Source organism: Leucobacter muris, assembly GCF_004028235.1.
Classification (GTDB): domain Bacteria; phylum Actinomycetota; class Actinomycetes; order Actinomycetales; family Microbacteriaceae; genus Leucobacter; species Leucobacter muris.
Genome location: NZ_CP035037.1, coordinates 1,013,216 through 1,038,744 on the forward strand (window position 1 = coordinate 1,013,216; position 25,529 = coordinate 1,038,744).

Consider the following 25,529-nt stretch of genomic DNA (forward strand, 5'->3'; position numbering starts at 1 on the left):
AACTGAACTCCGAAGGAGCGCATGGTGGCATTTATCGACGCGGTGATCGCCCGCGAGATTCTCGATTCGCGTGGCAACCCGACCGTTGAGGTCGAGGTCGGCCTGACCGACGATTCTGTGGGCCGCGCGGCGGTGCCCTCGGGCGCCTCCACCGGCGCCTTCGAGGCGTACGAGCTGCGCGACAGCGACAAGGATCGCTACCTCGGCAAGGGCGTGACGAAGGCCGTCGACGCCGTGTTCGACGAGCTCGCCCCCGCCATCGAGGGCTTCGCCGCCGACGATCAGCGCATCATCGACGCCGTGCTCAAGGAGGTCGACGGCACCGAGAACAAGTCGCGCGTCGGCGCGAACTCCATCCTCGGCATCAGCCTCGCGGTCGCCCACGCCGCCGCCGCTTCGGCCGAGCTGCCGCTCTACCGCTACCTGGGCGGCCCCACGGCCAACACTCTGCCCGTGCCGCTCATGAACATCATCAACGGCGGCGCGCACGCCGACACCGGCGTCGACATCCAGGAGTTCATGGCGGTGCCGCTCGGCGCCGAGACCTTCTCAGAGGGCCTGCGCTGGGGCGTCGAGGTCTACCACGCGCTCAAGGCGCTGCTCAAGGAGCAGGGCCTCACCACCGCGCTCGGCGACGAGGGCGGCTTCGCCCCCGACCTGCCCCACAACTCTGCGGCGCTCGACCTGATCGTCGAGGCCATCAAGCGCGCCGGCCTCGAGCCGGGCCGCGACGTGGCCGTGGCGCTCGACGTCGCCTCGTCGGAGTTCTACGAGAACGGCGTCTACACCTTCGAGGGGCAGCAGCGCACCGCCGCCGAGATGACCGCCTACTACGCCGATCTGCTCGACCGCTACCCGCTCGTCTCGATCGAGGATCCGCTCGACGAGAGCGACTGGGACGGCTGGGCGCACATCACCGCCGAGATCGGCGACCGCGTGCAGCTGGTGGGCGACGACCTCTTCGTCACCAACCCCGAGCGCATCGCCCAGGGCATCGAACAGGGCGCCGCGAACTCGCTGCTCGTCAAGGTGAACCAGATCGGCACGCTCACCGAGACCTTCGACGCCGTGCAGCTCGCGCAGCGCGCCGGTTTCACCGCGGTGATGTCGCACCGCTCGGGCGAGACCGAGGACGTCACGATCGCCGACCTCGCCGTGGCCACGAACTGCGGCCAGATCAAGACGGGCGCCCCCGCCCGCTCCGATCGCGTCGCGAAGTACAACCAGCTGCTGCGCATCGAGGAGGAGCTCGGCGGTGCTGGGGTCTACGCTGGCCGCGGCGCCTTCCCCCGCTTCGCGGCGTAACCGCGGCATCACGCGCACGCGAACGGCAGCACGGTGAAACGCTGGGTCGAGGATCTCGGGGCGTGGGCCTCGAGTCTCCGCTTCAGCGGTTTCACCGTGCTCGTCGTCGTGCTGGTCGCCGCAGGCGCCGTGATCGTGAGCCCCAGTCTCTCCACGTACGTGCAGCAGCGGCGCGAGATCTCCGAGCTGCGCGAGAGCGTGCGACTGCACCAGGAGGCGGTCAACGAGATCGACGCCGAGCGCGCGAAGTGGAAGGATCCCGTCTACGTGCGATCCCAGGCGCGCGACCGGCTCTTCTACGTGATGCCGGGGGAGACCCAGCTCGGCGTGGTCGACGACGTCGTGCTGCCGGTCGAGTCGGACGAGGAGACGAGCCCCGAGCTCTCGCGCATCGAGAGCGACTGGGTGCGCGGCATCGCGGCGTCCTTCCTGACGGCGGGCACCACCGACGCCCCGCTCGCCGAGCTCGAGGGAAGCGAGCCCGTGCCGCTCGACCCCGCCGCCACCGAAACCGAACCCACCGCCGAGGAGCCCCAGCCATGAGCCGCCCACCGTACACCGAGCCCACCTCCGCCGACATCGCCGCGGTGAGCGAGCAGCTGGGGCGCGAGGCGCGCGGCGTCGTGGGCATCGCGGCGCGCGCGCTCGACGGCAGCCCCACGGTGGTCGCCACCGCGCCGCGCTTGCCCGACGGCTCGCCGTTCCCCACCTTCTACTACCTGTGCCACCCGGAGGCAGTCGCCGCGGCCTCGCGGCTCGAGGCCGCCGGCGTGATGAACGAGTTCAACGAACTGCTCGCCGAAGACGAGGAGGTGCGTGCGCAGTACGCCCGCGCGCACGAGCAGTACATCGCCGATCGCGACAGCGTTGGCGAGGTGCCCGAACTGTCGGGTGTGAGCGCGGGCGGCATGCCCACGCGCGTCAAGTGCCTGCACGCGCTCATCGGTCACGCGCTCGCGGCGGGCCCGGGTGTCAACCCGATCGGGGACCTCGCCCTCGCCCGCAGTGGATGGCGCGGGCACACCAAGGACGCGTAGCGTCCGACTGCGCCCGCGGCGCCGCTCCAGCCGGGCGCGGTGGCGCCCGCACGGAGTGCGCGATAACGCTGGCGCGTTCTCGCCTGAGCATTCCGTGCCCACGGAGCGAAGCGCGGGGTGGCGGGCACACCATGGACGCGTAGCGTCCGGAGAAACTGCAGCCGATCCGGCCTCCGTCCGACGAATACCGATGTTTTCTGCGGGATTTCCGCCGAAGCGTCCGGGGCGCCCGCGGCGAAGCTGTAGTATTGGAGCTCGGGCACGACGTGCCCGGTTTTTCTGTGCCCGCGATTCGGGCATTACACGCTCACTGCATCAAGGAGACCGCTTCGTGGCGAAGAAGATTCTGATCGTTGGTGGTGGCTACGCCGGCTTCTACACCGCATGGAAGCTGGAGAAGCTGCTCCGTGCGGGCGAGGCCGAGGTCACGATCGTCGATCCGCTGCCCTACATGGCTTACCTGCCGTTCCTCCCCGAGGTCGCCGCGGGCTCGATCGAGCCGCGTCACGCGGTCGTGGCCCGCCGCCGTCACCTGCAGCGCACGCACAACATCGCGGGCAAGGTGACCGGCATCTCGCACGCCACCAAGACCGCCACGGTCACCCCGAACGAGGGCGAGGCCTTCGACTTCGAGTACGACCACATCGTCGTCACCACCGGCTCCGTCTCGCGCACCTTCCCGATCGCGGGCATCGCCGAGAACGCCATCGGCATGAAGACCATCGAAGAGGCCGTCGCCGTGCGCGACCGCCTCGTCGGCAACTTCGAGCGCGCCGCGTCGCTGCCCGCCGGTTCGCCGGAGCGCGCCCGCCTGCTCACCGTCACGGTGGTCGGTGGCGGCTTCGCCGGCATCGAGACGATCGCCGAGCTGCGCTCCTTCGCGACCTCGCTGCTGCGCCGCTACCCCGAGATCACCTTCGAGGAGACCAGGTTCCACCTCGTCGAGGCCATGGGCCGCATCATGCCCGAGGTCACCGAGGCGCTCGCCGACTGGGTGGTCAAGGATCAGACCCGCCGCGGCGTCGACATCCACCTCGACACGCAGCTCTCGTCGGCGGTCGACGGCAACATCGAGCTGTCGACCGGCGAGAAGTTCGAGTCCGACCTGATCGTCTGGACCGCGGGCGTCATGCCCCGCCCGTTCCTGCGCGGCACCGACCTGCCGATCGGCCCCCGCGGCCACGTGATCGGCAGCCCCGAGCTGCGCATCACCACCGAAGAGGGCCAGGCCCTCGAGGGGGCCTGGACCGCAGGCGACACCTCGCAGACCCCCGACATCTCGTCGACCCCGGGCCCCGGCGGCTTCTGCGTGCCCAACGCGCAGCACGCCGTGCGCCAGGGGCGTCTGCTCGCCAAGAACATCGTCGCCGACCTGCGCGGCGAGGGCGTACGCCAGTACAACCACAAGAACATGGGCGCCGTCGCCGGCCTCGGCGTGAACACGGGCGTGTTCCGCTCGGGCGGCAGCTTCGCGATGAAGGGCTACTTCGCGTGGCTCGCGCACCGCTTCTACCACGGCCTCGCGATCCCCACGTGGGAGCGCAAGTGGCGCGTGTTCGGCGGCTGGGTCGGGCACTTCTTCCTGGGTCGCGACATCGTCAACATCGAGGCCGTGCAGGAGCCCCGAGCGATCTTCGAGGAGTTCGCCTCGCGCCCCAAGCCGAAGACCGACTGACCGGTCCCGCGTCTCACTCCGAGAGCCCCGCAGCGTTTCGCCGCGGGGCTCTCGCCGTACACTGGGGGCATGGCCGAAGCAGCAGCCGCCCGAACCTCGGTCGCGAGCGCGCCGCGGGCGGCGGGCTCGGCTCACAGGGGCTTCTGGGTGACGTGCTCGGCCGCGGCGCCGAGGATCGCCCGCGCCTACTTCGCGGCGCAGGCCATCGCCGGTGCGCTCTGGTGGGTGGGCGTCTTCACGCTGCCGTGGCTGCGCCGCGCGACCCTCGGCGAGCTCGATCCCGTCGCGGTGGCGCTGTGGGACGTGCCGCTGTTCGTGATCGCGTCGGGGATCGCGGCCGCCGGGCGGCGGTGGGCGGTGCGGATCGCGGTGCCCTGGACGCTCCTCGTCACCGCGGGGCTCGCGGGGTACGCGACCGCGACCGGGCTCGCCGGCTGGGGTACGCTCCTCATGGCGGCGGCGAGCTGCGGGAGCCTCGTCGCGTGGTCGCTGGCGGTGTTCGGGCGCATTCCGGCCGAGACCGTGCTGCGGGGCCCGCTCGCCTCCCGCACGGCGCGGGTCGGTTCGCGGGCGCGGCAGCTCGCGACGACCCTGCTGCAGATGCTGGGGTTCTGGGTGCTGTTCCTCGGGGTGCTGCCGCTGGGGATCCGACTGCTCGAGGTCCGCTGTGGGCTGCACGTCGGCTTCCCCGCCTGGTTGCAGGGGCTCGGATGGGTCGTGCTGCTGCTCGCGAGCGCTCTCGGCGTCACGGCAGCCGCGGCGATGTCGCTGCACGGCGACGGCACACCGCTGCCGTCGGCGACGGCGGTGCGGCTCGTCATCGCCGGGCCGTACCGCTGGGTGCGCAACCCGATGGCCCTGTCGGGGATCGCTCAGGCGGCGGGCGTCGGACTGCTCTCGAGTTCGTGGCTCGTGCTGGGCTACGCGGTCTGCGGCGGCGTCTACTGGAACGAGCCGGTGCGACCGTCGGAGGAGGCGGAGCTCGAGCAGCGCTTCGGCGAGGAGTTCACGGCCTACCGCGACCGAGTGCGGTGCTGGGCGCCCTGCTTCGGGTGACGCGCGCGGCCCCGGCGCGGGAGCCGGAGACGCGGAGAGCTCCGTCTCCTGCCTAAGCCTCCGGCGCGTGCTTCGAGAGGAACTCGTACATCGCCGTGTCGTCGACGCCTGGGAAGGTGCCGGTCGGCAGCGGCGAGAGCACGTGCTGGTGCATGCGCGCGCTCGGCCACGCCTTGCCCTGCCAGCGGGTGAGCAGGTCGGGGGAGGGGGTGCGGCAACAGGCCTCGTCCGGGCACGTCGAGACCCGCCGCACCGGTGTCTCCCGGCCGCGGAACCACTTCGCGTCGTCGAAGGCCACCCCGCAGGCGATCGCGAACGGCCCCTGCTCGGCGTCGCCCGTCTGCACGCTCGACCAGTAGGTGCCGGCCGGGGTGTCGGTGTACTGGTAGAACTCGCTGGTGCGGTTCGTGCGGTGGAACGCGGTGCGGCCGCCCCACTTGTGGCACAGCATCTCGCCCTCGATCGATCCCGAGGCGTCGCTCGGGAACGGCAGGTCGTCGTTCTCGTAGCCGCGCACGAGGGCGCCCTCGCCGTCGGCGCGGTAGTGGTGCACCCGCAGGTCGAGGTGCTGCGTGGCGAGGTTCGTGAAGCGGTGCGCGGCGGCCTCGTGCGTGACGCCGAAGGCGTCGCGCAGATCCTCGATCGCGAGGTTGCGGTTGCGCTTGGCCTGCTGCAGGAAATCGACGGCTCGGGCCTCGGGCATCAGACAGGCCGCGGCGAAGTAGTTGATCTGCAGCCGCTGTTCGAGGAACTCGGCGTAGCTCGCGGGCTCGGCGTGGCCGAGCACGCGGTGCGCCATGGCCTGCAGCGCGAGCGAGCGCAGGCCGTGCCCGCCCGGGATGGAGGCGGGCGGCAGGTAGATGCGCCCGTTCTCGAGGTCGGTGATGCTGCGCGTGTTCGAGGGCAGGTCGTCGACGAAGATGAGGGTGAAGCCCAGCATCTCGGCCAGCATCGCGACCGTGCGGTGCGTGACGGCGCCCGTGGTGTGGCCGATGCGGCGCATGAGGTCGGAGGCGACCAGCTCGATCTCGTGGATGTAGTTGTCGCGCTCGCGCATCTGCATGCGGATGGCGGTGTTGGCGCGGCGGGCCTCCTCGGAGGTCGCGGCGGCCGCTCGGGATCGCCGGGCGAGTTCGCGGTGCATGCCGACGAGCGACTCGAGCGCGTCGTCGCTGAGGGTGCGCGGGGTGCGCACGTGGGGGAGCCCGAGGCGCAGGTAGCCGGGGGTGCTCTGCGCCCGCTCGAGCTCGATCTCGAGGGCGCTGCGGTGGTCCGGGGGCTCGCGGCGCAGCAGCTCCGAGGGGTCGATGCCGAGCTCGCGCGCAATGCTCTGCAGCAGGCCGAGCCGCGGCTCGCGGCGCCCGGTCTCGATGTGCGAGAGCTGGCTCGCGACCACGCCCACGCGCTCGCCGAGCTGCTCGAGCGTGAGGCCCGCGCGCGTGCGGAAGAACTTGAGGCGCTTGCCGAGCAGCAGACGGTCGAGTTCAGATTCACCCTGGGTGGGGGTCGTATCCGGTGCCATTCTTTGACTATATGTCAATAATCATGAAAATTTACACCGGATTTGGTGAATGCCCGGTGAATCGGCTGCTGAGAATGGAGATGTCACCGATTCTTCACCGACGACGTGTGTGAACCCGAGGAGAACGAACGTATGAGCGCCACCCAGACCATCGAGGCCGAGAGCACCGTCACCGACCTCGTGCGTGCGAATGCGACCACCGCGAACGAAGAAGTGCTCCAGTGGGTGACCGAGGTCGCCGAGTTGACGAAGCCCGTCGAGGTGGTCTGGTGCGACGGCTCGCAGGACGAGTGGAACCGCATCACCTCCGAGATGGTCGAGGCCGGATCCCTCATCCCGCTCAACAAGGATCTGCGTCCGGGCAGCTTCCTCGCGCGCTCGCACCCCGCCGACGTCGCCCGGGTCGAGGACCGCACCTTCATCTGTTCCGAGAAGGAGGAGGATGCCGGCCCCACGAACAACTGGGTCGCCCCCGCCGAGATGAAGGCCGAGCTCATGCCGCTCTTCGACGGCGCCATGCGCGGCCGCACCATGTACGTGGTGCCCTTCTCGATGGGCCCGGTCGGCGGCGCCATCACCCAGCTCGGCATCGAGATCACCGACTCGCCCTACGCCGTGCTCAACATGCGCATCATGACCCGCATGGGGCAGGCCGCGCTCGACGGCATCACGCCCGGCAGCGAGTGGGTGCGCACCGTGCACTCGGTCGGCGCCCCCCTCGAGGAGGGTCAGGCCGATGAGGCGTGGCCCTGCAACGACACCAAGTACATCACCCACTTCCCCGAGACGCTCGAGGTGTGGTCGTACGGCTCGGGCTACGGCGGCAACGCCCTGCTCTCGAAGAAGTGCTTCGCGCTGCGCATCGCCTCGGTGATGGGTCGCAACGAGGGCTGGCTCGCCGAGCACATGCTGCTGCTCAAGCTCACGAACGTCGACACCGGCAAGGCCTACCACCTCTCCGCGGCCTTCCCGTCGGCCTGCGGCAAGACGAACCTCGCGATGCTGCAGCCCACGATCCCGGGCTGGAAGGTCGAGACGATCGGCGACGACATCGCCTGGCTGCGTCCTGGCAAGGACGGCCGTCTCTACGCGATCAACCCCGAGGCCGGTTTCTTCGGCGTCGCGCCCGGCACCGGCGAGTCGACGAACCCCGTCGCGATGGAGACCCTCTGGGGCAACACCATCTTCACCAACGTCGCGCTGACCGACGACGGCGATGTGTGGTGGGAGGGCAAGACCGACGAGGTGCCCGCTCACCTCACCGACTGGCAGGGCAACGACTGGACGCCCGACGCCGACCGTCCCGCCGCGCACCCCAACTCGCGCTTCACCGTGCCGATCCAGCAGACGCCCTCGCTCGCCGCCGACTGGTACGAGCAGGACGGCGTGCCCCTCGACGCGATCCTCTTCGGCGGGCGCCGCGCCACCAACGTGCCGCTCGTCGCGCAGTCGCTGTCGTGGGAGCACGGCGTCTTCGTCGGCGCGACCGTGTCGTCCGAGAAGACGGCCGCGCAGGAGGGCACCGTGGGCGAGCTGCGCCGCGACCCCTTCGCGATGCTGCCCTTCTGCGGCTACAACATGGCCGACTACTGGGGCCACTGGCTCGAGATGGGCGAGACCCTCGGCGACAAGGCCCCGAAGGTGTTCCAGGTCAACTGGTTCCGCAAGGGGGCCGACGGCCGCTTCCTGTGGCCCGGCTTCGGCGACAACTCGCGCGTGATCGACTGGATCATCCGCCGCGTCGAGGGCGAAGCCCGGGGCCGCGAGACCGCGATCGGCACCGTGCCGGCCGACGGCGAGCTCAACCTCGAGGGCATCGAGGTGCCGGCCGAAGACCTCGATGAGCTCTTCTCGATCGATCCCGCCTCGTGGCTCGCCGAGGCCGACCTCACCGAGGAGTTCTTCGCCCGGTTCGGCGACCGCGTGCCTGTCGCCCTGCGCGACCAGCTGACGCAGCTGCGCCAGCGCCTCAGCGCGTAGCCCGCTCGCGCCCGCGAGCCCCACAGACCGTAAGCCCCGCCGTTCTGCCCAACGGCGGGGCTTACTATCTCCGCGGTCCCGGATCGCCCGCTAGTTGAGCGCGATGATCCCCACGTTGAGCGAGGTGGCGAAGATCAGCCACAGCAGGTACGGGATCATGATCCACGACGCGATCCTCGACCACGGGGCGGCCGCGATCCCGAGCCAGATCACGGACGCCATGAGCGCGACGATGGTCGCGAGCGCCAGCCACCAGGCGGCCTCGCCGATCAGCGGGTAGCCGGCGAAGAACACGGGTGTCCAGATCGCGTTCAGCGCGAGCTGCACGACGAAGAGCCGCAGCACACCGCTCGCGGCGTTCGGGCCGCCGTCGCGGTAGCCGGAGCGCCAGATCAGCCAGCCCGCGAGCGCGATCAGCAGGTACAGCGCCGACCAGACGGGCCCGAAGACCGAGTTCGGCGGATCCCACGGCGCCTTCTGCGCGCTCGCGTACCAGCCGTCGGTATTCGGCGCGGTGGCCTGCGATCCGCCCCACGCGATCAGCGCGACCGCGGCGAGCATCGCGACGCCCACCGCGATCTGCCGCCCCACCGGCGGGCTGACATCCGTTCCGTCGCTCATGCGGGCACCTCCTCGCGTGCGTGGTCTGCCACGCTAGCAAGCCTCGGCGGGCGCGGCTAGGGGTGCGCCCGGGTGCCAGAGCCGATGCGGGCGGGAGAAGGGCCGGCTACTCGTCGAGGATGACGTCGCTCGCGCGCAGGGCGCGCAGCTCCGGCTCCTCGAGCTCGAGGACCTCTCCGTCGGTTCCGAGCCAGTACCATGCCGCGAGGTCCGGGCCGGGTGCGTCGCGACGGGTGAGCGTGTAGGTGACGCCGTCGACCTCTTTGGTGTTCATGCCCCGACTATAGACTCAAAAGTTGCCGTACCACCCGACGGGCGCGCCTGCAAGGGTGTTCCGCTCGTCGGTCGCGTCGAGCAGGCTGGGGGCCATCGCATCGAACGGAGAGGTGGCTGCAATGAGCACACGGAAGCAGATCAAGAAGGCCGCGGAGGCGACCGCGTGGAACCCGATGAAGACGCTCAGCCAGTGGGGCGTGCGCAGTTCGCACGCCTACAGCCTGGGATTGATCTCGGTGGGGATCTCGTTCCTGACCTGGCTGTTCTCGCGGGGGAAGGGCGACGAGAAGTCGCAGTCGGATCGCTGGGGTCTGTTCATCGGCGAGTGGGCGCCCACGTTCTTCGCTCTCGGGGTGGGTCTCAAGATCGAAGAGGAATCCTGACGGCGCCTGCGAGCCGAGTTCATCGCTGCGGCATCGGCAGGCGCGTGGTGCGACCGCCGTCGACGACCATCGTCTGGCCCGTGACGAACCGCGACTGCGGGCCCGCGAGGAAGACCGCGGCGTCGCCGATGTCCTCCGGCGCCCCGAGCCGCCCGAGCGGGTGCAGGGCCTCGATCTCGCCGACCGCGGCGGCGGGATCGGCGAACCCGGCGAGGTAGTCCTGCGCGAGGTCGGTGCGGATCCAGCCGGGCGCGATCGCGTTCACCCGGATGCCCTCCGCGCCGAGGTCTACCGCGAGCGCGCGGGTGAGGCCGTGGAGGCCCGCCTTGGACGCGCTGTACGCCGCGTGCCCCGGGTTCGTTCCGATGCCTTCGACCGAGCCGATGCTGACGATCGATCCGCCCCCTCGTCGTGCGAGGTGGGGGATCGCGGCCTGTGCGAGGAACATCGGAGCGCGGAGGTTCAACGCCATCATCCGGTCCCACTCGGCGACCGTGAGCTCGTGCGGCGATCGCTCGAACATCATGCCCGCGTTGTTGACGAGCACGTCGAGCCCGCCGAGCCGCTCCGCCGCCTCGTCGACGATGCGGGGGATCGCCGCCGCATCGGTGAGATCGGCCTGCAGCGACTGCACGGCCGGGTGCCGTTCGAGGTCGGCCGGGAGCGGGCGCCGTTGGGCGACGACGACCGTCGCTCCTTCCTCGAGGAAGCGATCGAGGATGCCTCGGCCGATGCCGTGGCCTCCTCCCGTGATGAGCGCGAGCATTCCCTGCAGCTGCATGTGCGTGTCCTTCCTCCGCGCGCACGCGGTCATCGATACGTTCTACTCTGCCGGATCCGAGGCCGGCCGCGCTGGGGTGGCGAGCAGTTCGCGCACCTCGGGTGCGACTCCTCGGCAGGCAACTCGCTTCCGCGTTCAGCGCCGCGTGGGCGCGCCTCAGCCCACGACCACGCGGAGTGTGCCGCGCTGTTGCGGTGCTGTCAAGCCCGCGATCTCGCTCGCCGGGTCGCCTACGGTGGGAAGAGCCCTTCCCAAGCAGGGAAAGGGAGACGGCGAAGAGTCGGTGCCCCCACTGGGATTCGAACCCAGACTGTGCCGATTTTAAGTCGGCTGCCTCTGCCGGTTGGGCTATGGGGGCAACCTCACCATCTTCCCACGCGCGCCGATCGGCGGCGGTGGGGGCGGAACGACCACGAGCAGACGAAGGAGATGCACCATGTCGATGATCGATGACGCGGCGGACGAGACGAAGGACGCCGTGAAGCAGGCTCGCCAGCGCGAAGAGGCGCAGCGCAAGCGCGCGGAGAATCACGATGAGGCCGATGAGTCGGGCACCGGCTCCGGCACCGATGACGGCTACGGAGACGACCGCGACACCAGCGGCGACGTCCCCGTCGCCAACCTGGAGTGACCGCCTCCCCTTCGAGTCCCAGGACGCCCGCCGCCGAGACGCGGAGTGTCGGGTCGCTGCTTCACCTCAGCGGAGGCAGCGATTCGACACCCCGCGTTTCCTGTTCCCGCGGGGAGGGGAGCGGAGGGCGGACGCCGTCGCGGCGCGTAGGCTGGGGTGATGGTCTTCGCCAAGGTGCTGCTCGTGAGCGTGATCGTCGTCGCCGTCGTGCTGGCGCTCTCCCTGCAGTTGCGCGTCTGGGCGCGGCGTCGGGCGCGCGAGCGGGCCGCCTGGCAGACCGAGCTGGAGCGGGATCTGCGCGACGGATGAGCCCCCGCGCCGGCCCGCAGGCTGCGGCCGGTGGCTGAGACCGCCCGCCCACCCGCGGCTGCGACCGCGCCCTCCCGCATCCCGGGGCTGAGACCGCGTCTCTCGTCGCCCCGGTCGTGAGACCCGCCGAGAACGCGCTCTCTACATCCTTCCCGCCCCCGCCCGAGACGTCGTACACTGCGAATATGACACTCGATCTCGCTGCCGCGGAAGTGCTGGCGACCGCGGTCGAGCGTCCCTGGGATCGGCCGGATCGCTTCTGGGCTTCGTTCGACGAGGCGACGCGGGATCACCCGGCCCCCGTCGTGGCGCTGAGCGTCGAGGTGCTCAGTCGCAACGCGCACGATCTGCTGCGGCGGGCCGGCGGGTTGCCGATCCGCGTCGCCAGCAAGTCGGTGCGATGCCGCGCCGTGCTCGACGCCGTGCTCGCGCTGCCGGGGTACCGGGGCGTGCTCGCATTCACGCTGGCGGAGGCCCTGTGGCTCGCCGAGCGGATCGACGACGTGGTGGTGGGGTATCCGACGGCGGATCGTACCGCGCTGGCGGCCCTCGGCCGCAGCGAGCGGGCTGCGGACCGCATCGCGGTGATGATCGACAGCGAGGATCAGCTCGACCTGATCGACGCGGCGATCCGGCCGGGGGAGCGCGTGAGGATCCGCGTGTGCCTCGACCTCGACGCCTCGTGGCGCACGCGGGCGCTCGGGCACCTCGGCGTGCGCCGCTCGCCGATCCGCACCCCCGAACAACTGCGCGCGCTCGCCGAGACCGTCGTTCGGCGCGACGGCTTCGAGCTCGTGGGCCTGATGGCGTACGAGGCGCAGATCGCGGGCGTCGCCGATCGTGCTGCGGGCCGGGCCGAGGGCGCGCTGCTGCGGGCGGTGCAGCGGGCGAGCGCCGCCGAGCTGGCCGAGCGCCGTGCTGCGGCGGTGGCCGCGGTGAGCGAGACGGCCCGGCTCGAGTTCGTGAACGGCGGCGGCACCGGCTCGATCGAGCGCACCGTCTCGGAGCCCGCGGTCACCGAGGTGGCGGCGGGCAGCGGGCTGTACGGCCCTCACCTCTTCGACCACTACACCTCGTTCTCGCCTGCGCCCGCGATGGCCTTCGCCCTCGACGTGGTGCGCAAGCCGACTCCCGACCGGGCGGTGCTGCTGGGCGGCGGGTGGATCGCATCGGGCCCCGCTGCGCCCGACCGACTGCCGGTACCGGTCTGGCCGCCCGGCCTCGCGTTCGAACCGCGCGAGGGCGCGGGCGAGGTGCAGACGCCCGTGCGCGGGTCGGCGGCACGCGGGCTGGGAGCGGGGGACCGCGTGTGGCTGCGCCACGCGAAGGCCGGCGAGCCGCTCGAGCACACGGCCGAGGTGGTGCCGGTGCGCGCAGACGGCACGGCGCTCGCGCCGATCCCGAGCTATCGAGGAGAGGGGCGGTGCTTCCTGTGAGCAGCGCGCGGGATCGGCGGGCGGCGGGCCCGCACGCCCGCTGGAACACGCGGTGGAGCAACTGGGCGCGCACCGAGCACTCGCGGCCCGAGCTCGAGATCGTGCCTCGACGCACCGAGCAGATCGAGCTCGCGGTGCAGCGCGCCCGCGACACGGCCCGCACGGTCAAGCCGGTCGGCGCGTCGCACAGCTTCACCGGTGTCGCCGCGACCGACGGCATCCGCATCGACATGAGCCGCATGCGCGGTCTCGTCTCGGCCGACCCGGCGCGCGGCCGGGTCACGCTCTGGGGCGGCACGCACCTCTGGGAGCTGCCCGCCATCCTGGCACCGCTCGGCCTCGCCCTCGCCAATATGGGCGACATCGATCGGCAGACCATCACGGGCGCCACGCAGACCGGCACCCACGGCACGGGCGTGCGACTCGGCGGTCTCGCGACGGGCGTGATCGGGGCGACCCTCGTGACGGGCGCGGGCGACACCCTCGTGATCGACGAGGATCACCACCCCGAGCTGCTGCCCGCCGTGGCGCTCGGCCTCGGGGCCCTCGGGGTGCTGGTGACGGTGACGCTGCAGTGCGTGCCGCGCTATCTGCTGCGGGCCGAGGAGGCTCCGGCCGGGCTCGACGAGGTGCTCGACGGCTTCGTGGAGCGCACGCGCGAGGCGGATCACTTCGAGTTCTTCTGGTTTCCTCACACCCGCAGCGCCCGCACCAAGACGAACACGAGACTTCCGCTCGACGCCGAGCGAGACCCGCTGACGCCGGCCGCCCGCTTCGCCGACGAGGAGTTCGCGAACAACCTCGCGTTCGGCGCCTGCACCGCGTTCGGCAGCGTGGCTCCCGCGGCGATCCCGCGCGTCAACCGGCTCATCGAGACGCTCTCGAGCCGGCGCAGTTACACCGACGAGTCGCACCGCGTCTACATCACGCACCGGCGGGTGCGCTTCCACGAGATGGAGTACGGCCTGCCGCTCGATGCCGTGCCCGAGGCGATGCGCGAGCTGCGGGCGATGATCGAGCGCCGCCGGTACCGGGTGTCGTTCCCGGTCGAGGTGCGCTCGGCCGCCGCCGACGGGCTGCTGCTCTCGACGGCGAGCGGCCGGCAGACGGGGTATATCGCCGTGCACCGCTACTGGCGGGATCGGGACCGCGGCTACTTCCGCGATGCCGAGGCGATCCTGGCCTCGCACGGAGGTCGGCCCCACTGGGGCAAGATGCACACCCAGACGGCGGGCACCCTGCGCGACCGCTACCCGGCGTTCGACGAGTTCGCGGCGGTGCGGGATCGTCTCGATCCGGATCGCCTCTTCGGGAACCCCTACCTCACGCGTGTGCTGGGGGAGTAGCGTCGCCCTCTCCCGCAGCGCCGAAGGGCCCACCCCCCCTACGCCCACTCGAGGAGGGTGATTTAACGGGTGAATCCTGCCTGCCGGCTGTGAGGCCGTCGGCCGCCGAAATAGCGTGGACGGGGTATGCGAGGGGAGGGGTGCGCGGCGCGAGCGCTGCGACAGTTTCGAATCGGCATGCGTCGTTTCAGACTGACGCGGTCTCCCCATCGAGGTATTCCTGAAAGGCGAGCGACTCCATATGCAGCAGAAGACATCAGCCCTCGGCGAGAGGCTGCGCCGGGCGGGCGCGTGCGCACTCGCCGGGGCGCTCCTTGCAGGCGGCAGCGTCGTCGCCGTGGGCGCGGCGGCGCGGGCGGCGACGAACGACAACGTCGGCACGGGCGAGCTCACGGTCACGCACCGGCAGAACGAGGGCTGGAAGAAGATCCGCGGCAACTCCTCCGCGGCTCGCGACGGCTTCGGCCAGGGCCCGCCCATGTACGACACGATGCAAGACGGCTCCGGCGCCCCCATCGACCTGGGCGCCCCGCAGAGCTTCTGGGACGGCGACGACTGGAACACCCCGGTGGGCAACGTGTGGGGCTGGTCCGGGGTCGCCCACGCGACCGACTTCGCCCCACAGATCCTCGGCACGGTCAACCCCATTCAGGGCGACCTCTGCGGCGCCGAGACGGTGACGATCGATGCGTCGGCGCGGCTCACGAACCTCGGCCCCACTCCCGGGGTGTGGACCATCGGCGCCTCCGCGCTCGTGAGCGGCCGCGGCACTCCGGAGGAGACCGCGCTCGCCGAGCAGGGCTTCGGTGCGAGCGGTACCAACTACCCGGTGGGAGGCACGGTGCCGCTCGCGCTCACCGGCACCGTGCCCGTTGCGGATGTGCAGGCGGGCAAGATCGACCTCGCGGTCGCGATCGAGCTGAACCACAACGGATCGAAGGGGTGGAGAACGCACGACTTCTCGCTCGTCTACGACCTCAACTGCGCCCCGACGGCCGAGGACGTGACGCAGATCGTGCTGCCCGGCGTGCTTGCCGACATCAGCCTGACCGACTCCGTGAGCACCGACGGCAGCACACCCGACTGGACCACGCTGCAGCTCATCGCCCCCGAGACCGGCGAGCCGAGCCCCACCGGCACCGTGACGATCCTGGGCGAGGGCGTCTACACCGCCGACGCCGACGGCGTGGTGCGCTTCACCGCGGCGGCCGGCTTCGAGCAGGGCCAGAAATCGAGCGTCGCCTACACGGTGAAGGACGCGCGCGGGGTCTCGGTGAGGAGCCGCGCCGAGATCGAGTTGACGGCGGCTAGCCTACCGGTGCCGCCCGCCCTCGTGCGCCCCGCGAGCCCCGGCGCCCCGGCGACATTCGACCCGGCCGCCGGCACGATCTCGCCCGATGCGGGAGTCGCGGTCGATGCGGCCTCGGTGCAGCTCATCGACCCCGCCAGCGGCACCCCGAGCCCGAGCGGTGTCGTGACCATCGCGGGCGAGGGCACCTACACGCTCGATCCCGCCACCGGGCAGGTGGCCTTCGTGCCCGAGGCCGGCTTCGTCGGCGACTCGAGCATCGCCTACACGATCGCCGACAGCCGCGGTCTGCGCGGGCAGGGGACTCTCACCGCGAACGTCTCGGGCACGCCCAGCACCACGCCGGTCGACGAAACGGTGGTGCCCGGCCAGCTCGTGCCGATCGATCTCACCGGCGACTTCGTGCGGAGCGGGGGCGTCGGCCCCGATTGGACGACCCTGCGCCTCATCGACGCGCAGGGGCTGCTCGTGACGGAGCTCGTCACGCCGGCCGGCACCTACACGCTCGACCCTGCGCGACCCGGTACTGTGATGTTCCGTTCTGCGGCGGGTTTCCCCGGCGGCCCCGCTCCCGCGGTGAAGTACTCGGTCGCAGACCTTCGCGGTGAGGTCGCCGAGGGAACGATCGGGGTCACCGTGGCGCGCGCCCCCGTCTTCGATGAGACCTCGTCGAATGCGACGGGCACGACGCAGGCCACGCGGTCGATCATCCTCGATCCGGCCGGCTCGGTCGTCGCGCGAGACGGCGGCGCCGTCGACCGGCGCTCGGTGAAGCTCGTCGGCGCGGGCGGCGCGCTCGTCGACACCCTCGCAGTCCCGGGCAAGGGCACTTTCGCGGTCGACCCCGCGACCGGGCTCGTCACCTTCACCGCGGTCGACGGCTTCATCGGCCCCGTCGAGGCGCCGTTCTCGATCGCCGACGATCGGGGCCTGCGCACCAGGGGGACCCTGACCGTCGACGTCACCCCGGCGACGGCGACGACCCCCGCCGCACGCGCGGCGGAGGTGCTGGCGCGCACCGGATCCGGCGGCGCCGCGGCGCTCGTCGGGGGAGCGGCGCTGCTGCTCACCGGAGCGGGCGCCCTCGTGCTGAGCCGCCGCCGAACCGCGTAGCGCCTCGTCTCACGAGATGGCCGCCGCGGCCTCGAGCCGGCCCGTATCCTCAGCGCTTTCATGGCCTTCTTGGATAGGATGCACACATGTCTGGTGGATTGATTGCCCTGCTCATCGCGGCCGGCGTGCTCGTACTGCTGATCGGCTACGTCTGGATCACGTACAACTCCCTCGTCACGCTACGCGTGCGCGTCGACGAAGCATGGAGCGACATCACGGTGCAGCTGAAGCGCCGCGCCGACCTGATCCCCTCGCTCGTCGAGACGGTGAAGGGGTATGCCGCCCACGAGAAGGGGGTCTTCGAAGACGTCACCAAGGCCCGCGCCGAGACCATCTCGGCCCAGGGCCCGGCCGAGGCGTCCGTCGCCGAGAACCACATGCAGCAGGCGCTGAAGAGCATCTTCGCGGTCGCCGAGGCGTACCCGCAGCTGCAGGCCAGCCAGAACTTCCTGCAGCTGCAGGGCGAGCTCGTCGACACCGAGAACAAGATCCAGGCCTCCCGCCGCTTCTACAACGGCGGCGTGCGCGAGTACAACACCAAGATCCAGGTGTTCCCCAACACGCTCTTCGCGCGCGGCATGGGCTTCACCGAGCGCGAGTTCTTCGAGGTCGACGACGTCGCCTCGATCTCCGAGCCGCCGCGCATCCAGTTCTGACCGGGGCGGTCCGTGTACAGCGCGATTCGCCGCAACAAGATTAACAGCGTCCTCATCATCCTGCTGTTCATCGTCATCATCGGCGCGCTCGGCTGGTTGGCGGCCTACATCTACAACTCGCCGGGCATCGTGATCGCCGTCGTCGTGTTCGCAGCCGGCTACGCGCTCTTCCAATACTTCGCGGCCGGCCGGCAGGCCATCATGATGAGTGGCGCGCAGCGCATCACCGAGACCGATAACCCCCGGCTCTACCGGATCGTCGAGAACCTCTCGATCACCACGGGCACCCCGATGCCCGAGGTCTACATCGTGAACGACCCCGCCCCCAACGCCTTCGCCACCGGGCGCAACCCCGAGAACGCGATGGTCGCCGCCACCACCGGTCTGCTCGACATCATGACCGACTCCGAGCTCGAGGGCGTCATGGCGCACGAGCTCGGCCACGTGCGCAACTACGACATCCGCGTCTCGATGATCGTCTACGGGCTCGTCGTGGCGATCGGTATGCTCGCCGACATGTTCATGCGCATGGCGTTCTTCTCGCGCGGCAACAACAACAACGGCAACCCCGTCATGCTCGTCTTCGGGCTCGTCGCGATGCTCGTGGCGCCGCTCATCGCGTCGGTCGTGCAGCTCGCCGTCTCCCGCCAGCGTGAATACCTCGCCGACGCCACCGGCGCCCTCACCACCCGGCACCCCGAGGCCCTCGCGAGCGCCCTGCACAAGCTCTCCGAGTACGGTCGACCGATGCAGCGGCAGCAGTCGAGCATGGCGCACCTCTGGATCGCGGATCCGCTGAAACCCGGCATCATGAACCGCCTCTTCGCCACTCACCCGCCGATCCCGGATCGCATCCGGCGACTCCTCGACATGGGCGGCAAGTTCTAGCGGAGCGGTCGTCGCCGAGGTCACGCGTGAGGTCGTTCGCGAGCAGGTGAGGCTATCGCATGCGTGACCTCGGTCGGCTGTGCCGCGGACGCGGCGGTGGGCGTCGGCGGTGCCGAGTCAAGCCCTTGCCGCGGCATGCGGCGAGGGGCGTAGGGTAGTGAACCGAGCCGAGGAGGTCCCCCCAACCGTGTCGAACATGTTCCGCTCCCTGTCGGTGCGCAATTACCGCATCTGGTTCATGGGGGCGCTCGTGTCGAACATCGGCGCCTGGATGCAGGCGACCACCCAGAACTGGGTGGTGCTGACCGAGCTCACCGACAACAACGCGGCGGCGGTGGGCGCGACGATGGCGCTGCAGTTCGGGCCGCAGCTGCTGCTCGTGCCGTTCAGCGGCGCGGTCGCGGATCGCTTCGACCGACGGCGGGTGCTGCTCGTCACGCAGTCGCTGCTCATGCTGCTCGCCGCGGGGCTCGGGCTGCTGCTCATCACGGGAGCCGCGCAGCTCTGGCACCTCTACGGCTTCGCGCTCGCGCTCGGCATCGTCAACGCGTTCGACACGACCTCGCGGCAGGCCTTCGTGTCCGACCTCGTCGGGTCGGCGCAGCTGTCGAACGCGGTCGCCCTCAACTCGGCGTCGTTCAACTCGGCCCGCCTCGTGGGGCCCGCGGTGGCCGGCGTGCTGATCGCCGCCGTGGGGTCGGGGTGGGTCTTCCTCATCAACTCGGCATCGTTCGTGACAGTGCTGGGCGCGCTGCTGCTCATCGACTCCCGGCCGGAGCGCGAGGGGCGGGGCCCGCGCGAGTCCCAGTGGCGGCAGCTCTCGGCGGGGTTCCGCTACGTGCGGGCCCGGCACGATCTGCTCATCATCTTCGTGATGGTGTTCCTCGTGGGCGCGTTCAGCATGAACTTCCCGGTGATCTCGTCGACAATGGCGGTCGAGTTCGGCCGCGGCGCGGGCGACTACGGCCTGTTGTCGTCGATCCTCGCGATCGGCTCGCTCTCTGGGGCGCTGCTCGCGGCCCGGCGACCGGCGGCGCGGATGCGGGTCGTGATCCTCGCCGTCGGCGGCATCGGCATGATGAGCCTCGTCGCGGCGATCATGCCGACCTTCTGGACCTTCGCGGCCACCCTCGTGTTCTTTGGCTTCGCGATCTCGACGATGCTCACCACGGCGAACGGCTTCGTGCAGACCACCTCGGATCCCGCGGTGCGGGGCCGCGTGCTCGCGCTCTACATGGCGATCCTCATGGGCGGAACGCCGGTCGGCGCGCCGCTCGTGGGCGCCGCGGCCGACGCCCTCGGCCCGCGATCCACGCTGTTCATCAGCGCGATCGCCGGTTTCGCGGCGTTCGGGATCGGCCTCGCCTGGCTGTTCACCGAGCGCGACCTGCGCTTCCACCGCGATCGCGGCCTGCACCTGCGGGTGACGCACGCGGGCCGGCCCGGCGTCGACGACGATCCGGGCCGCCAGACCGAGACGCTCACCGCACCGATCTCGGTGCTGCGCCGCGGCGACCCGCTGATCGGGGCCGGAGACTCGGCGCCTCAGGACGCCTCGGCCGCGGGCCCGGCGACGGGCATCGTGCCGATGATCGATCCGGCTCCCGATGACGATAGCGCCCCGGGCCCGCGGCCCGATCCGGCTCCGGATCGCGGCCCCGGCCCGAGTCTCGATCCGGGCGCCGAACCCGACGCCGATCGGCCCCCGCGGCCGCCGCGATGAGGCCCGCGCCCGCGACGGGGCGTCGTGGGGCGAAGATCCTGCGGCTCGAATGCGATCGGCCGCGGAAATCCGCCGATTCGCGGGTAGGCTATGAGTCGTCCCCGCGGCCGCGGCCGCATGTTCTCTGACGATGGAGATTTGATACCGGTGAGTGACTTCTTGTCAGCACAAACCCGCACCGAAACGGATTCGCTCGGCAGTGTCGAGATTCCGGCTTCCGCGTACTGGGGGGTGCACACGGCTCGCGCTCACGAGAACTTCCCCATCGCGCGACGCCCCATCTCGGTGTATCCCGACTTCATCCGCGCCTTCGCGTGCGTGAAGCAGGCCGCAGCACGGGCCAACCTCGAGATCGGCGCCCTCGACGAGCAGCGCGCCACCCTCATCGACCGCGCCTGCGAAGAGATCAAGACCGGCATGCTGCACGACCAGTTCGTGGTCGGCGTCGTGCAGGGCGGTGCCGGCACCTCGACCAACATGAACGCGAACGAGGTCATCACCAACCGCGCGCTCGAACTGGCCGGGCACCAGAAGGGCGACTACGCCTTCATCAACCCCAACGACCACACCAACCGCAGCCAGTCGACCAACGACACCTACCCGACCGCGATCAAGATCGCGCTCGCGTTCTCGCTGACCAGCCTGCTCGACGAGCTCGCACTGCTCGCCGACTCGTTCGCCGCGAAGGGCCGCGAGTTCTCGCACATCATCAAGGTCGGCCGCACCCAGCTGCAGGACGCGGTGCCGATGACCCTCGGCCAGGAGTTCAACGCGTTCGCCGTCACCCTGCGCGAGGACATCGAGCGCCTCACCGAGGCCGTCACGCTGCTGCGCGAGGTCAACATGGGCGCGACCGCGATCGGCACGGGCATCAACGCTGCCAAGGGGTACAAGGAGACCGTGATCAAGCACCTGCGCGAGATCACGGACCTCGAACTCGAGACCGCGGGCGACCTCGTCGAGTCGACCAGCGACACCGGCGTGTTCATCACCTTCTCGGGCGCGCTCAAGCGCAGCGCGCTCAAACTCTCGAAGATCTCGAACGACCTGCGCCTGCTCTCCTCGGGCCCCCAGGCGGGTCTCGGCGAGATCAACCTGCCGGCCCGCCAGGCCGGCTCGTCGATCATGCCCGGCAAGGTCAACCCCGTGATCCCCGAGGCGGTCTCCCAGGTCGCCTACTCGGTCGCGGGCGCCGACGTCACCGTGTCGATGGCGGTCGAGGCCGGCCAGCTGCAGCTCAACGCCTTCGAGCCGATCATCGCCCACTCCCTGTTCCAGTCGATCACCTGGCTCGAGCGCGCCTGCCAGACGCTCCGCGTCAACTGCGTCGACGGCATCACCGCGAACGAGGAGCGCCTCGCCGACACCGTGTCGCGCTCGGTGACCGTCATCACCGCGCTCGCCCCCGTCATCGGTTACGCCGAGGCCGCGAAGCTCGCGAAGGAGGCGCTCGCGACCAACGAGAAGGTCTCCGAACTGGTCGTCTCCCGCGGCCTGCTCGACGAGGCGCAGCTCGCCGACATCCTGCAGCCGCAGGAGCTCGCGGGCCTCGCCCCCGAGACCGGCGTCATTCAGACGGTGCGCTCCGCAGCCCCCGAGAAGGTCGAGGACGGCGACACCGCCGACGAGGTCGAGGAGCCCGAGGCCGAGTAATCTCGGGGCGCCCCGCACAAGACGAGAGGCGGGCGGTGGATCCTCGGATCCGCCGCCCGCCTCTCGTATATGTGGCCGTGTGCGGCACCGTGCCCGCGAGCAACGCTGGCGCGTTGCTCTACGCGGGCACGCAGTGCGACGTGAGGGAGCCGATGCCCTCGATCGTCACCGTGACGTCGGTACCCGGGCGCAGGTAGAGCGGGGGCTTGCGCGAGCGGCCCGCCCCACCGGGGGAGCCCGTCGAGATGACCGTGCCGGGCAGCAGCGTCAGCGACTGCGAGATCGACGAGATGAGCTGCGCGACGGTGCGGATCATGTACTCCGTCGTCGAATCCTGCACTCGCAGCTCGTCGACGTCGGTGGCGATGTGCAGCGCCTGCGGGTCGGGGATCTGGTCGGCGGTCACGACCACCGGACCGATCGGCGTGAAGCCGTCGAACGACTTGCAGCGCGACCACTGCGGCTCCTGGAACTGCACGTTGCGCGCGGTGATGTCGTTGATGACCGTGTAGCCGAAGACGTAGTCGAGGGCTTCTTCGGGGGAGACGTTCTTGGCGGCACGGCCGATGACCACGCCGAGTTCGCCCTCGTAGTCGACCTCCTCGCTGATGTGCGCGGGCAGCGGCACCTCGCCCTCGTGCGCTCCGAGCGAGTTCGGGAATAGCGAGAAGAGCACGGGGCCCGAATCGTTGTCGAGGCTCAGCTCGCTGGCGTGCTCGTCGTAGTTGAGGCCGACGGCCAGCACGATCGGCGCGTCGATGATGGCGGGCGCGAACACGGCGTCGGAGAGCGGCGCCCAGTCGTCGTCGGCGAGGGCCGCGGCGGCGGCGCGTACGCGCTCCACCTCGTCCGGCCCGGCCTCGATGAGCTGCTGCAGCGTCGCGTGCGTCGCGCCGAGGCGCTGAACGGGGACGAAGCGTTCGTCGCTGACGACGACGAGCTCGGGTGTGCCGGCGGGGGAGAGGACCAGGTGCGCGAATCTCACGCCTCCAGCGTAGCCGACACCCTCTCGGGTGCCGTGTTTCGAGCGGTTCTCTCACGTGTCGAGCCCCGATCTTTGTGGGGAGCGCACTGCTGCGACCGTGCCGCGGCGTGCTTCGCGGTGCCCTGCGGGCGCCGTCGTGGTGTCTCGGACCGGGGCGCCCACGGTCGCGATCGGGTTCCCCGAGAGCGAACGCGTCGCCGCGGGCCCGTGGGATCGGCGAGAATGGAGGAATGAGTGAATCACCCATGACCAAGCCGGAGATCGAGTTCCCCGAGGGCCCCGCCCCCGCCGAGCTGCAGATCGTGGATCTCGTCGAGGGCTCGGGGGCCGAGGCTCAGGCGAGCTCGACCGTCGACGTGCACTACCTCGGCGTCGAGTACGACTCGGGCGAGGAGTTCGACTCCTCGTGGAGCCGCGGCGAGTCGATCAACTTCCCGCTGCGCGCCCTCATCCAGGGCTGGCAGGTCGGCATCCCCGGCATGAAGGTCGGCGGCCGCCGCAAGCTCATCGTGCCTCCGGCGCAGGCGTACGGCGTCTCGGGCGGTCACCCGCTCTCGGGTAAGACCCTCATCTTCGTCATCGACCTGCTCGGCGTCAGCTGATCGACCACCCACCCGTCTTCGAGCCCGCCCGGATCCGTCCGGGCGGGCTCTTCCGTTTATGCCGCTCGTCTCGACGCCGCTCGTCTCGCCGCCTGCCGCCTGCCGCCGTCGGTTTCGCCGCTCTCGCCTCTCTCCGCTGGCGCCTTCCCTCTCTCCCTCTCTCCCTCTCCCTCCCCGTTCCCCGCGCACCGATCGACGGTTATGCACCCGGATCGGCGCGGATGGGGTGCTTGAGCGTCGATCGGTGCTGTTGGGTGCGGGCAGCCGCGACGCCCGGCTGCGGATGCCGCGCGGCCGGGGTGCGGATGCCAGGCGTGAAAGGCGAACGACGGGCGGGAACGGGTGAATGCCACACGGGGAACGGGTGAAAAGCGGGCGGCGCGGGGTGAAGTTCTGATGCGTTCGCGCACTGGGTGTCTGATCCGTCATTAAGGTCTTGGGTGATACCCGAGGTCGATCGGTGCGTTGAGGGGAGCGACGCGGCATCGGTGCTGATGTTGTTCCGTTTCGATCCGGGAGTGCTGTGATGCGAGTTGACGGCGTTGCACAACGCGAGAGCATGTCGAGTACGAGGCGGCGGTTGAGCGCCGCTGTGGCGGTCATCGCGCTCAGCGCGACCGCGCTGATGGGGGTCGCGGTCAGCGCCGCGAGTGCGGCGCCCGCGAATATCGATCCGGACGAGGCGCGCAGTCTCACGATCCATAAGCTGTCGATGCCGGAGACTCCGGGGGCCGCCGGTGACGGGTCCGAGGTGCCTTCGGGCAGTCTGCCTGCGGGGTCGCTGCCGATCAACGGGGTGGCCTTCACGGTGCGTGAGGTGACCGAAATCGGCGGGGTCGCCGTCGACCTCGAGACCGATGCCGGGTGGGCGCTGATCCAGCCCTACCTCGACGGGACGACCCCGTTCGTGCCCTCGGGGGCGACGCTGGGAGCGGGGGTGGTGCGCACCACCGCGAACGGCGGCATCGCGGTGTTCGACACCCCGCCGGTGGGCCTGTTCTATGTGACCGAGACCAGTGCTGGGTCGAACTCGATCGCTGCTCCGGCGCAGCCCTTCCTCGTGACGCTGCCGATGCCCACGACCGAGCCGGGCGTGTTCCGGTACGATGTGCACGCGTACCCGAAGAACGTGCTCGGCGACGAGCCGTACATGGTGAAGACCGTCGACGACTCGACCGCGTACGCGGTGGGCGACAAGGTGACCTGGACGATTTCGACCCGGGTACCCGACAGCTCCGGCTATGCCGTCGCCACCTTCGGCGTGTACGAGATGCCGAATGTCGAAGCGCTCGCCCGCTGGGACGACACCAAGGTGTGGAGCGCGAACGACGGTACGCAGTTCCCGGATCGCGCGACCGTGACACCGAAGGGTGGCACGCCGGTCGTGCTGTATCCCGAAGACCTGGCGTCCGCTTCCAACCCGGCGCCGGTCACCGAACTCTCGGACAGCGGGCTCGCGAAGGTGAATGCTGCCGGGCCGGGCTCGATCATCGAGTTCGTGTACGAGACGCGAGTGCAGGCGATCCCCGCGAACGGAGAGATTGACAACCAGGCCGAGGTGGCAATGGACGGCATCAATAAGTTCGTCGGTGCCGAGTCTTTGTGGGGTACGGCTCGTGTGAACAAGCATGCGCAGGGTGATGAGGATGCTCGTCTTGCGGGTGCGGAGTTCCAGGTGTTCGCCACCGAGGCCGCGGCGAACGCTGCGGCGGCTCAGGTCGCTGCGGGGGATCCGGTGACGGGTGGGCTCGAGTTCGGTGCGGGTTCGACCGCGGGGGCCGATCGCAAGACGTTCACCACCGCCGATCACGGCGCCGATCACGGCTTCGTGGTGATCAACGGGCTGAAGGCGTCGGCTGCGGGCACGAAGTACTGGGTCGTCGAGACGAAGGCTCCGGCGGGGTATGTCGCCGCGGCTGCGCCCACCGAGATCACGGTGTATCCGGGCACCGGTCTCACCGGCAGCGGGTCGGTCGCGAACGTGCCCAACCAGATGCGCGAGGCCGGGGCGCTGCCCGTGCTCGGCGGTGCGGGCATGACCGCGATCGGGGTCGCGGGCGCGATCCTCATCGCCGGCGGCGTGCTCTTCGCGATCTTCGGACGCCGTAAGCAGACCACCCCCGCCGCCTCAGCGTGAGCCGGCCCTCCCGCCCACTTTCCACAGGCTCAGGGGGGAAGGCCGGCTCAGGCCGCGCACCGATCGACGTTCACGCACCGGGAACACCCGAAACGGGGTGCGTGA

At 70.5% G+C, this 25,529-nt stretch carries 23 protein-coding genes and 1 tRNA gene; 18 read left to right on the top strand and 6 right to left on the bottom strand.

All coding sequences use genetic code 11. The features are described from left to right. Positions 1-24: 24 nt before the first annotated feature. The 5 genes from eno to Leucomu_RS04775 all read left to right on the top strand — a co-directional run bounded on the left by eno (position 25) and on the right by Leucomu_RS04775 (position 5,073). On the top strand, positions 25-1,305 hold the full coding sequence (eno, locus tag Leucomu_RS04755) for a phosphopyruvate hydratase (RefSeq protein WP_194294580.1): 1,281 nt from the start codon (positions 25-27) through the stop codon (positions 1,303-1,305). Positions 1,306-1,338: 33 nt separating this feature from the next. Then, the gene (locus Leucomu_RS04760; protein WP_128386504.1) at positions 1,339-1,848 is read left to right on the top strand and encodes a septum formation initiator family protein; all 510 of its coding nucleotides are present in this window, start codon (positions 1,339-1,341) and stop codon (positions 1,846-1,848) included. Next, positions 1,845-2,342: a DUF501 domain-containing protein gene (locus Leucomu_RS04765; RefSeq protein ID WP_017885184.1), complete on the top strand. Its 498-nt coding sequence runs from the start codon at positions 1,845-1,847 to the stop codon at positions 2,340-2,342. Before Leucomu_RS04760 ends, Leucomu_RS04765 begins: the two co-directional genes overlap by 4 nt. Positions 2,343-2,673: 331 nt before the next feature. Continuing rightward, the gene (locus Leucomu_RS04770) at positions 2,674-4,017 is read left to right on the top strand and encodes an NAD(P)/FAD-dependent oxidoreductase (RefSeq protein WP_017885183.1); all 1,344 of its coding nucleotides are present in this window, start codon (positions 2,674-2,676) and stop codon (positions 4,015-4,017) included. Between the two features lie 69 nt (positions 4,018-4,086). Beyond that, positions 4,087-5,073: a methyltransferase family protein gene (locus tag Leucomu_RS04775; RefSeq protein WP_128386505.1), complete on the top strand. Its 987-nt coding sequence runs from the start codon at positions 4,087-4,089 to the stop codon at positions 5,071-5,073. A gap of 52 nt (positions 5,074-5,125) precedes the next feature. Here the strand turns inward: Leucomu_RS04775 and Leucomu_RS04780 are convergent, their stop codons facing one another. Beyond that, the gene (locus Leucomu_RS04780) at positions 5,126-6,595 is read right to left on the bottom strand and encodes a helix-turn-helix domain-containing protein (RefSeq protein ID WP_017885181.1); all 1,470 of its coding nucleotides are present in this window, start codon (positions 6,593-6,595) and stop codon (positions 5,126-5,128) included. 132 nt (positions 6,596-6,727) lie between these two features. Between Leucomu_RS04780 and Leucomu_RS04785 the strand changes: the two genes are divergently transcribed. Continuing rightward, a complete protein-coding gene (locus tag Leucomu_RS04785) occupies positions 6,728-8,575 on the top strand; it encodes a phosphoenolpyruvate carboxykinase (GTP) (RefSeq protein WP_017885180.1) in 1,848 nt (615 codons plus the stop codon). A gap of 90 nt (positions 8,576-8,665) precedes the next feature. Here the strand turns inward: Leucomu_RS04785 and Leucomu_RS04790 are convergent, their stop codons facing one another. Both Leucomu_RS04790 and Leucomu_RS15135 read right to left on the bottom strand, forming a co-directional pair. After that, positions 8,666-9,196, bottom strand: coding sequence for a TspO/MBR family protein (locus Leucomu_RS04790; RefSeq protein WP_017885179.1), 531 nt, complete (start codon positions 9,194-9,196; stop codon positions 8,666-8,668). A gap of 106 nt (positions 9,197-9,302) precedes the next feature. Continuing rightward, entirely contained in the window at positions 9,303-9,470 is a 168-nt protein-coding gene (locus Leucomu_RS15135; RefSeq protein WP_017885178.1) for a hypothetical protein, read from the bottom strand. A 121-nt stretch (positions 9,471-9,591) separates the two neighbouring features. On the opposite strand from Leucomu_RS15135, the gene Leucomu_RS04795 reads away from it, so the two are divergent. Further along, a complete protein-coding gene (locus Leucomu_RS04795; RefSeq protein WP_017885177.1) occupies positions 9,592-9,855 on the top strand; it encodes a hypothetical protein in 264 nt (87 codons plus the stop codon). A 19-nt stretch (positions 9,856-9,874) separates the two neighbouring features. Here the strand turns inward: Leucomu_RS04795 and Leucomu_RS04800 are convergent, their stop codons facing one another. After that, on the bottom strand, positions 9,875-10,636 hold the full coding sequence (locus Leucomu_RS04800; protein WP_128386506.1) for an SDR family NAD(P)-dependent oxidoreductase: 762 nt from the start codon (positions 10,634-10,636) through the stop codon (positions 9,875-9,877). Between the two features lie 284 nt (positions 10,637-10,920). Further along, positions 10,921-10,994: transfer RNA gene (locus tag Leucomu_RS04805), tRNA-Leu, on the bottom strand. A gap of 78 nt (positions 10,995-11,072) precedes the next feature. Here Leucomu_RS04805 and Leucomu_RS04810 point away from each other — a divergent pair. The 9 genes from Leucomu_RS04810 to Leucomu_RS04845 all read left to right on the top strand — a co-directional run bounded on the left by Leucomu_RS04810 (position 11,073) and on the right by Leucomu_RS04845 (position 21,700). Then, complete coding sequence (locus Leucomu_RS04810; RefSeq protein WP_017885175.1) at positions 11,073-11,267, top strand: hypothetical protein; 195 nt, start codon at positions 11,073-11,075, stop codon at positions 11,265-11,267. A gap of 159 nt (positions 11,268-11,426) precedes the next feature. Continuing rightward, positions 11,427-11,576 carry a hypothetical protein gene (locus tag Leucomu_RS15140; RefSeq protein ID WP_017885174.1) on the top strand — a complete coding sequence of 50 codons (150 nt, stop codon included), beginning with the start codon at positions 11,427-11,429 and terminating at the stop codon, positions 11,574-11,576. A 185-nt stretch (positions 11,577-11,761) separates the two neighbouring features. Continuing rightward, on the top strand, positions 11,762-13,012 hold the full coding sequence (locus Leucomu_RS04815) for an alanine racemase (RefSeq protein ID WP_128386507.1): 1,251 nt from the start codon (positions 11,762-11,764) through the stop codon (positions 13,010-13,012). Then, the gene (locus Leucomu_RS04820; RefSeq protein WP_017885172.1) at positions 13,009-14,358 is read left to right on the top strand and encodes a D-arabinono-1,4-lactone oxidase; all 1,350 of its coding nucleotides are present in this window, start codon (positions 13,009-13,011) and stop codon (positions 14,356-14,358) included. The genes Leucomu_RS04815 and Leucomu_RS04820 overlap by 4 nt, the downstream gene beginning before the upstream one ends. Before the next feature lie 241 nt (positions 14,359-14,599). Further along, positions 14,600-16,780, top strand: coding sequence for an Ig-like domain-containing protein (locus Leucomu_RS04825; RefSeq protein ID WP_128386508.1), 2,181 nt, complete (start codon positions 14,600-14,602; stop codon positions 16,778-16,780). A gap of 86 nt (positions 16,781-16,866) precedes the next feature. Continuing rightward, the gene (locus tag Leucomu_RS04830; RefSeq protein WP_031290298.1) at positions 16,867-17,436 is read left to right on the top strand and encodes a LemA family protein; all 570 of its coding nucleotides are present in this window, start codon (positions 16,867-16,869) and stop codon (positions 17,434-17,436) included. 12 nt (positions 17,437-17,448) lie between these two features. Then, a complete protein-coding gene (locus Leucomu_RS04835) occupies positions 17,449-18,324 on the top strand; it encodes a M48 family metallopeptidase (RefSeq protein ID WP_128386509.1) in 876 nt (291 codons plus the stop codon). A gap of 196 nt (positions 18,325-18,520) precedes the next feature. Further along, a complete protein-coding gene (locus Leucomu_RS04840; RefSeq protein ID WP_128387779.1) occupies positions 18,521-20,047 on the top strand; it encodes an MFS transporter in 1,527 nt (508 codons plus the stop codon). Between the two features lie 117 nt (positions 20,048-20,164). Continuing rightward, on the top strand, positions 20,165-21,700 hold the full coding sequence (locus Leucomu_RS04845) for an aspartate ammonia-lyase (protein ID WP_128387780.1): 1,536 nt from the start codon (positions 20,165-20,167) through the stop codon (positions 21,698-21,700). A 118-nt stretch (positions 21,701-21,818) separates the two neighbouring features. On the opposite strand, the gene Leucomu_RS04850 is transcribed toward Leucomu_RS04845, so the two are convergent. Further along, positions 21,819-22,685 (bottom strand): fumarylacetoacetate hydrolase family protein, encoded by an 867-nt coding sequence (locus Leucomu_RS04850; protein WP_128386510.1) that lies wholly within the window; start codon positions 22,683-22,685, stop codon positions 21,819-21,821. Between the two features lie 230 nt (positions 22,686-22,915). Here Leucomu_RS04850 and Leucomu_RS04855 point away from each other — a divergent pair, with 230 nt between their 5' ends. Together Leucomu_RS04855 and Leucomu_RS04865 are read left to right on the top strand one after the other, a co-directional pair. Beyond that, on the top strand, positions 22,916-23,287 hold the full coding sequence (locus tag Leucomu_RS04855; RefSeq protein WP_031290296.1) for an FKBP-type peptidyl-prolyl cis-trans isomerase: 372 nt from the start codon (positions 22,916-22,918) through the stop codon (positions 23,285-23,287). Positions 23,288-23,867: 580 nt separating this feature from the next. Then, positions 23,868-25,424, top strand: coding sequence for a SpaH/EbpB family LPXTG-anchored major pilin (locus Leucomu_RS04865; RefSeq protein ID WP_128386511.1), 1,557 nt, complete (start codon positions 23,868-23,870; stop codon positions 25,422-25,424). The last annotated feature ends 105 nt before the right edge of the window (positions 25,425-25,529 follow it).

Excerpts from the sequence above, each read along its gene's own strand:
- Leucomu_RS04765 (WP_017885184.1), top strand. The coding sequence starts at position 1,845 with ATGAGCCGCCCACCGTACACCGAGCCCACCTCCGCCGACATCGCCGCG.
- Leucomu_RS04775 (WP_128386505.1), top strand. The coding sequence starts at position 4,087 with ATGGCCGAAGCAGCAGCCGCCCGAACCTCGGTCGCGAGCGCGCCGCGG.
- Leucomu_RS04780 (WP_017885181.1), bottom strand. The coding sequence starts at position 6,595 with ATGGCACCGGATACGACCCCCACCCAGGGTGAATCTGAACTCGACCGT.
- Leucomu_RS04785 (WP_017885180.1), top strand. The coding sequence starts at position 6,728 with ATGAGCGCCACCCAGACCATCGAGGCCGAGAGCACCGTCACCGACCTC.
- Leucomu_RS04790 (WP_017885179.1), bottom strand. The coding sequence starts at position 9,196 with ATGAGCGACGGAACGGATGTCAGCCCGCCGGTGGGGCGGCAGATCGCG.
- Leucomu_RS15135 (WP_017885178.1), bottom strand. The coding sequence starts at position 9,470 with ATGAACACCAAAGAGGTCGACGGCGTCACCTACACGCTCACCCGTCGC.
- Leucomu_RS04795 (WP_017885177.1), top strand. The coding sequence starts at position 9,592 with ATGAGCACACGGAAGCAGATCAAGAAGGCCGCGGAGGCGACCGCGTGG.
- Leucomu_RS04800 (WP_128386506.1), bottom strand. The coding sequence starts at position 10,636 with ATGCAGCTGCAGGGAATGCTCGCGCTCATCACGGGAGGAGGCCACGGC.
- Leucomu_RS04810 (WP_017885175.1), top strand. The coding sequence starts at position 11,073 with ATGTCGATGATCGATGACGCGGCGGACGAGACGAAGGACGCCGTGAAG.
- Leucomu_RS15140 (WP_017885174.1), top strand. The coding sequence starts at position 11,427 with ATGGTCTTCGCCAAGGTGCTGCTCGTGAGCGTGATCGTCGTCGCCGTC.
- Leucomu_RS04815 (WP_128386507.1), top strand. The coding sequence starts at position 11,762 with ATGACACTCGATCTCGCTGCCGCGGAAGTGCTGGCGACCGCGGTCGAG.
- Leucomu_RS04825 (WP_128386508.1), top strand. The coding sequence starts at position 14,600 with ATGCAGCAGAAGACATCAGCCCTCGGCGAGAGGCTGCGCCGGGCGGGC.
- Leucomu_RS04830 (WP_031290298.1), top strand. The coding sequence starts at position 16,867 with ATGTCTGGTGGATTGATTGCCCTGCTCATCGCGGCCGGCGTGCTCGTA.
- Leucomu_RS04840 (WP_128387779.1), top strand. The coding sequence starts at position 18,521 with ATGTTCCGCTCCCTGTCGGTGCGCAATTACCGCATCTGGTTCATGGGG.
- Leucomu_RS04845 (WP_128387780.1), top strand. The coding sequence starts at position 20,165 with ATGTTCTCTGACGATGGAGATTTGATACCGGTGAGTGACTTCTTGTCA.
- Leucomu_RS04855 (WP_031290296.1), top strand. The coding sequence starts at position 22,916 with ATGAGTGAATCACCCATGACCAAGCCGGAGATCGAGTTCCCCGAGGGC.